The organism is Protofrankia sp. CiP3 (assembly GCF_917627345.1).
Lineage (GTDB): Bacteria > Actinomycetota > Actinomycetes > Frankiales > Frankiaceae > Protofrankia.
The window spans coordinates 43,864-50,747 of record NZ_CAKJTM010000009.1; the positions used below are offsets into that span (position 1 = coordinate 43,864).

A 6,884-nucleotide genomic window follows, 5' to 3' on the forward strand; every position below is an offset into this window, starting at 1 on the left:
GAGTCGACCATCTGGCCGGGCGCGGTGCTGCGCGCCGACTACGGGGAGATCCGTATCGGCGCCCGGACCTCGGTACAGGACGGCACCGTCGTGCACTCGACCGCCACGCTGCCCACGATCATCGGCGACGACTGCGTCATCGGGCACATCGCGCATCTGGAGGGCTGCGTCATCGAGAACGGGTCTCTGGTCGGCTCCGGCTCGATCGTCCTGCACCAGGCCGTGGTCGGCGCCGGCGCGCTGGTCGGCGCGCAGGCGCTTGTCGGTAACAACGTGCGGGTACCGCCCCGGGCACTGGCCATCGGCGTACCAGCGAAGATCCGCCCAGACGCGGTGCCGGAGAACGCCTTCGCGGCCGGGGCCGCGATGTACACCGCGAACGGCAAGCGGTACCGCGAGGAGCTCCGCCGCATCGACTGACTGAGCCAGGCCGCGCGGGCAGACTGGTCAGTCGCTGTCGGCGGGCGGATCCGCGGCGAGCAGGTCGTGCAGCGCATCGAACAGCCCCGGCGGGGCCGCGATGGTGAGGTCGTTCGACACCGGCCGGCCGTGCAGACCACCGACGCGCAGACCGGCCTCGGTGGCGATCAGCCCCCCGGCCGCATGATCCCAGGGATGCAGGCCGCGCTCGTAGTAGGCGTCCACGAGGCCGGCCGCGGCCGCGCCGAGGTCGAGTGAGGCCGCGCCCATCCGCCGGATGTCCCGCACCCGCGGCAGTACCCGGGTCAGCACCGTGACCTGGCTGGCCCGCCGCTCGACCGTGTAGCCGAACCCGGTCGCCACCAGCGCGCGGGACAGGTCGGTGACGGTCGAGCCCGCGAGCGCGGCTCCGTTACGGGCCGAGCCTTCGCCGAGCGCCGCCGTGTAGGTGACGCCCATGGCCGGAGCGTGCACGACCCCGGCCACCACCGTCCCGTCGATCTCAGCCGCGATCGACACCGCCCAGTTCGGCAGGCTGTAGAGGAAGTTCACGGTGCCGTCCAGCGGGTCGACGATCCAGCGCACGCCACTGGTGCCGACGTCGTCGGCGCCCTCCTCACCGAGGAGGCCGTCGCCGGGGCGCGCCTCGCGCAGCCTGCGCCCGACCAGCTCCTCGGATGCCCGGTCGAGCGCGGTGACGACGTCTGTGGGGGACGACTTGGTCGACTCGGCCGCCACCGTGCCCGCTCGTCCTCGCAGCAGGAGGTCACCGGCCTCCTGGGCGAGCGCGAGCGCGAGCGCGAGCAGCTCCAGCGGTCGCGGGCCGCCGGGCGTCACGCCGTCAGGCATCGATGCGGAGGTCCCCGTCGAAGGCATCGGATCGCCGGCATAGCGCGTGGTGTCAGGCACGGGCTTCATCCTGCCAACCCACCGGTGCCAGCCGGGACGGTGCCCGCCAGGACGGTGAAAAACCGCGGCTTGCGGGCACCGCGAGTCCCGCCGTCCCCGGCCCGTAGGATCGTTACCTGTGGTGACAGAAGAAGGCAGAAACCAACTGGATCCGGGCCAGCGGGAAGATCCGGCGCAACGGCGGCAGGCCGTCCCGGACCGGCCGTCCCTCGACGGGATCGAGCAACGCTGGTCGGCCGCATGGCACGAGCAGGCGACCTATCGATTCGACCGGACCGCCGACCGGGCGCGGGTCTTCGCGATCGACACGCCACCGCCGACCGTCTCCGGGTCGCTGCACGTAGGTCATGTCTTCTCCTACACGCACACCGACGTCATCGCCCGGTACCAGCGGATGCGCGGCCGTGAGGTCTTCTACCCGATGGGCTTCGACGACAACGGGCTGCCGACCGAACGCCGGGTGCAGAACCACTTCGGCATCCGCTGTGACCCGTCGCTGCCCTACGACCCGGGCTACACCCCGCCGGACAAGCCCGGCAAGGAGCAGGTCCCGGTCAGCCGCCGCAACTTCGTGGAGCTGTGCGAACGGCTGACGATCGAGGACGAGAAGGTCTACGAGGAGCTGTGGCGGCGGCTCGGCCTGTCGGTGGACTGGTCGATGACCTACGCGACGATCGACACCCGCTCCCGCGCCGTCGCCCAGCGGGCCTTCCTGCGCAACCTCGCTCGTGGCGAGGCCTATCTCGCGCAGGCGCCGACGCTGTGGGACGTGACCTTCCGGACAGCGGTCGCACAGGCGGAGCTGGAGGACCGTGACCGCCCAGGCGCATACCACACGCTCGCGTTCGCCCGCGCAAGTGGCCAGGACGCCCCGGCCGGCGGCCCGGCGGTGCTCATCGAAACCACCCGGCCGGAGCTGCTGGCCGCGTGTGTCGCCCTGGTCGCGCATCCGGACGACGAGCGCTACCAGCCGCTGTTCGGCTCGTCAGTGCGCACTCCCCTGTTCGATGTCGAGGTGCCGGTGCTCGCGCACCGGCTCGCCGACCCCGAGAAGGGGTCCGGCATCGCGATGATCTGCACCTTCGGTGACCTGACGGACGTCACCTGGTGGCGGGAGCTTCAGCTGCCCGCCCGGGCGGTCATCGGCCGGGATGGCCGGCTGCTCGCCGACCCGCCCGACGCGATCGTGTCGGAGACGGGCCGGGCACACTACGCCAAGCTGGCCGGGCGTACCGTCAACAGCGCGCGCGAGCAGACCGTCGCGCTCCTGCGGGCCAGCGGAGCGCTGCTGGGAGAACCGCGCCCGATCACCCATCCGGTGAAGTTCTACGAAAAGGGCGACCGCCCGCTGGAAATCGTCACAACCCGCCAGTGGTACATCCGCAACGGTGGACGGGACGAGACCCTGCGGGCGGCGCTACGTGCCCGCGGCAGTGAACTGCACTGGCATCCCGCGCATATGCGCGTTCGCTACGAGAACTGGGTGGATGGGCTCACCGGGGACTGGCTGATCAGCCGGCAGCGCTTCTTCGGCGTGCCGTTCCCGGTCTGGTACCCGCTGGGCCCCGACGGCCTGCCCCGGCACGACCAGCCGATCGTGCCCGACGAGGCCACGCTTCCGGTCGACCCGTCCAGCGACACACCACCTGGCTTCACCGAGGCCCAACGTGGAGTTCCCGGTGGTTTCGCCGCTGACCCGGATGTGATGGACACCTGGGCCACCTCGTCGCTCACCCCGCAGATCGCCGCCGGCTGGGGCAGCGACGACGACCTGTTCGCACGGGTGTTCCCGATGGATCTGCGGCCGCAGGCGCATGAGATCATCCGCACCTGGCTGTTTTCGACGGTGCTGCGCAGCCATACCGAGTTCGGCACACTGCCCTGGACGAACGCGGCCATCTCCGGCTGGATTCTCGACCCGGACCGCAAGAAGATGTCGAAATCCAAGGGAAACGTCGTCACGCCGCTGGACCTGCTCGAACAGCACGGTTCGGACGCGGTGCGGTACTGGGCGGCATCCGGGCGTCCGGGTACTGATACCGCCTTTGATGTCGGGCAGATGAAAATCGGGCGACGCCTCGCCATCAAGCTGCTCAACGCGAGCCGGTTCACCCTGGGGCTCGGTGTGGTCGAGGACCCGGGCGCGATCAGCGAATCACTCGACCGAGCGCTGCTGGCGACGCTCGCGGATGTCGTCGACGCGGCCTCTACCGCATTGGACGGCTACGACTACACCCGTGCCCTGGAACTGACCGAATCGTTCTTCTGGCGGTTCTGCGACGACTACGTCGAGCTTGTCAAAGGACGCGCGTACGGAGCGTTCGGCGTAGCGGGCTCGGCATCCGCCCGAGCCACGCTCGCTGTCGCGCTGTCCACGGTCCTGTCACTGTTCGCGCCCTTCCTCCCGTTCGTCACCGAAGAGGTCTGGTCCTGGTGGAAACCCGGTTCGGTGCACCGCGCCCGCTGGCCAGAAGCCGGTGAGCTGCGCAAGTTCGCCGACAACGGCGACCCTCGCCAGCTCGAGGCGGTCAGCGGCGCGCTCACGGCGATCCGGCGGTCGAAATCGACGGCCAAGGTCTCGATGAAGGCCGCGGTGGCCTCCGCCCAGGTCAGCGGTGACGCCGATCTGCTGGCCCTGGTGGCGGCGGCCGCCGCCGATCTGCGCAGCGCAGGGAGCATCACGGACCTGAGCTTCGTCGAAGGTGCGGGTGATGTGGCCGTCGACGTCGTCCTGGCCTGACCCCGGTACAAGGGCCTGACCGGGTGGCATCGGTCGCGACGAAGGCGCTGCAGTCGGTGGCGCTCGGCCTTCTGGGGCCCTGGCCATGCGACGAGCGGGGGCCGCCAGCCGAACCTTCTTATCCCACATACCCGGCTTCACCGGCCCGCGCGCAGCAGCTCAGACCGCCGTTTGTACTCGTCCTCGTCAATCTCCCCGCGGGCGAACCGCTCAGCCAGCACATTCTCGGCATCGGCCCGATCGCCGCCAGCGCCCGAACGGCCGGTCGGGCGCCCGCCGCCCAGGTAGCGAACGAGCACGACGACGCCAGCGATGAGCAGGCTCCAGAACAGAACCATCATCACGGACATCGCGAGCCAGGCACCCCAGCCCCAGCCCCACATCATCGCTGTCACCCTCCCGAGCGAAGGCGCGCCCAGCCCTGGCGCGGCCGTCCACCTCCTCTGCAGGCATCCCCGTTTCCGTACCTCTGAATCCGAGCTGTACGGATCAGCCCGGTCGGGATAACAGGCCCTTGCCGGCGGTGTCGGTCCCGGCACTCCCACGGGGCAGGAATGCTGACAGCAGCTCAGAGCGACCAGCGCAACAACGGAACTCGCCCGAAGCCGCCGCAGCGAAGGAGCCGAACCATGGCGCAGCAGCGTGATGTCTCCGCCTCCCACGGGGTCCCCGCCGGCCGCGAGGCGATCGATGCGGGAGAGGGCTTGGCGGCCGCGGTTCTCCAGACATCCGCTATATCCGGCACATCCGGCGGGCATGCGGGGATGTCGATGGCTGCGATGGTCGCTGACATGCGCAACCGTTTCCTGGTCGCGGCGCTCTTCTCGATCCCGATCCTGCTGTGGTCGGCGATCGGCCGCGACGTCCTGGGTTTCGACGTGGCCGCGCCGTTCGGGTTGCGCGACGACGTGTTCCAGCTGATCCTCAGCCTCCCGGTGATCTTCTGGGTGTCGTGGATCTTCTTCGACGGGGCGATACGGGCGCTGCGCGCCCGGACGCTGGACATGATGGTTCTGGTCGCGGTCGCCGTCGGCACCGGCTGGACCTACTCCCTCGTCGTCACGCTCACCGGCGGCGGGGACGTCTTCTACGAAGCGGCCACCGTGCTCGCCGCGTTCGTACTGCTGGGGCACTGGTTCGAGATGCGCGCCCGCGGCGGAGCCACCGACGCGATCCGCGCCCTGCTCCAGCTCGTGCCGGAGAAGGCGCTGGTGGTACGGGACGGCGAACCGGTCGAGGTACCGACCGCCGAGGTCGCCGTCGGTGACCTGCTACTCGTCCGCCCCGGAGGCAAGATCGCAGTCGACGGGATGGTCGAGGCGGGCGAGTCCGACCTCGACGAGTCGATGGTGACCGGCGAGAGCCTGCCGGTGCACAAGACCGTCGGCACGCAGGTGATCGGCGCGACCATCAACACCACCGGCACCCTGCGGGTCCGGGCCACCAAGGTCGGGGCGGACACGGCACTGGCACAGATCGTCGCGCTCGTTCAGGAGGCGCGGAACAGCAAGGCGCCCGGTCAGCGACTGGCCGACCGGGCGGCGTTCTGGCTGGTGCTCGTCGCGCTGCTGGGCGGGCTCGGCACACTGCTCGTCTGGCTGCTGGGAACCGGCCGTCCCGCGACCGAGGCAATCCTGTTCGCGATCACGGTAGTCGTCATCACCTGCCCGGACGCGTTGGGGCTCGCCACCCCGACGGCAATCATGGTGGGGACCGGCCTGGGCGCGAAACGCGGCATCCTGTTCAAGAACGCGACCGCGTTGGAGACCTCGGCCCGGATCGACGCGGTCATCCTGGACAAGACCGGCACCCTGACCAAGGGCGAACCGGAGGTGACCGAGATCCTCACGGACGGCAGCGTCGACGGTCTGGACGAGGAGGAGCTGCTGCGGCTGGTCGCCGCGGTCGAACGGGAGTCCGAGCATCCACTCGCCGCAGCGATCATCCGTCATGCCGACGCACGTGAGGTACCGGCGGCCCGCGCGGAGGCGTTCACGAGCCACCCCGGACGCGGAGCGGCCGCCACCGTCGACGGACGGCACGTGATGGTCGGCAACCGCCGACTGATCGAACAGGAAGGAGCCCCACATGATGATCTTAATGCTCAGTGGGACGCACTGCCGGCGGGCGGCCGGACCCCAGTAGGTGTCGCGGTCGACGGCCAGCTGGCCGGGATCATCGTCATCGCCGACACGCCGCGGCCGACAGCTGCCGCCGCGGTGCGAGCACTGCACGATGCCGGCGTCGAGGTAATCATGCTCACCGGCGACAACCAGGCCACCGCCGAGCGGATCGCCGACGATCTCAACATCGACACGGTCATCGCCGAGGTCCTGCCCGGCGACAAGGCCACAAAGATCGCCGAGCTGCAGCGCGACAGCCGTCGGACCGCCATGGTCGGCGACGGCGTCAACGACGCTCCGGCGCTGGCCCAGGCCGACCTCGGCATCGCCATCGGTGCCGGCACCGACGTGGCGATCGAGACCGCCGACGTGGTACTGATGCGTTCCGACCCCCTCGACGTACCAGCCGCACTGCTCATCGGCCGCGCCACGCTCCACAAGATGCGCCAGAACCTCGGCTGGGCCGTCGGCTACAACACCATCGCCCTACCGATCGCCGCAGGGGCGTTCGAACCCGCCTTCGGCCTGGTACTACGCCCCGAGATCGCGGCCCTGGCCATGTCCGGATCCAGTTTCCTGGTCGCCGCCAACGCACTCCTGCTCAATCGGCTGCGGCTACCACCCGCCCTCGCCACATCACCGGAAGGACCAACGACGCAGGACGTCTGGTAAGAGCGCCCGGCAATAGGGGT

General features: G+C 70.0%; 5 protein-coding genes. 3 read left to right on the top strand and 2 right to left on the bottom strand.

All coding sequences use genetic code 11. The features are described 5' to 3' along the window. Positions 1 to 420 (top strand): gamma carbonic anhydrase family protein (locus MJ797_RS05420; RefSeq protein WP_239332457.1); only part of this gene is annotated, 420 nt, incomplete at its 5' end. Positions 421 to 447: 27 nt separating this feature from the next. Here MJ797_RS05420 and MJ797_RS05425 read toward each other — a convergent pair. Further along, positions 448 to 1,269, bottom strand: a complete 822-nt coding sequence (locus MJ797_RS05425) for an inositol monophosphatase family protein (RefSeq protein WP_239332574.1) — start codon at positions 1,267 to 1,269, stop codon at positions 448 to 450. 205 nt (positions 1,270 to 1,474) lie between these two features. On the opposite strand from MJ797_RS05425, the gene valS reads away from it, so the two are divergent. Next, positions 1,475 to 4,069, top strand: a complete 2,595-nt coding sequence (gene valS / locus MJ797_RS05430; protein WP_239332576.1) for a valine--tRNA ligase — start codon at positions 1,475 to 1,477, stop codon at positions 4,067 to 4,069. A gap of 137 nt (positions 4,070 to 4,206) precedes the next feature. On the opposite strand, the gene MJ797_RS05435 is transcribed toward valS, so the two are convergent. Next, a complete protein-coding gene (locus MJ797_RS05435) occupies positions 4,207 to 4,455 on the bottom strand; it encodes an SHOCT domain-containing protein (protein WP_239332459.1) in 249 nt (82 codons plus the stop codon). A 243-nt stretch (positions 4,456 to 4,698) separates the two neighbouring features. On the opposite strand from MJ797_RS05435, the gene MJ797_RS05440 reads away from it, so the two are divergent. Next, positions 4,699 to 6,864: a copper-translocating P-type ATPase gene (locus tag MJ797_RS05440; protein ID WP_239332461.1), complete on the top strand. Its 2,166-nt coding sequence runs from the start codon at positions 4,699 to 4,701 to the stop codon at positions 6,862 to 6,864. Positions 6,865 to 6,884: the final 20 nt, after the last annotated feature.

Coding starts and splice junctions, on each gene's coding strand:
- MJ797_RS05425 (WP_239332574.1), bottom strand. CDS start 1,269: ATGCCTGACGGCGTGACGCCCGGCGGCCCGCGACCGCTGGAGCTGCTC.
- MJ797_RS05435 (WP_239332459.1), bottom strand. CDS start 4,455: ATGATGTGGGGCTGGGGCTGGGGTGCCTGGCTCGCGATGTCCGTGATG.
- MJ797_RS05440 (WP_239332461.1), top strand. CDS start 4,699: ATGGCGCAGCAGCGTGATGTCTCCGCCTCCCACGGGGTCCCCGCCGGC.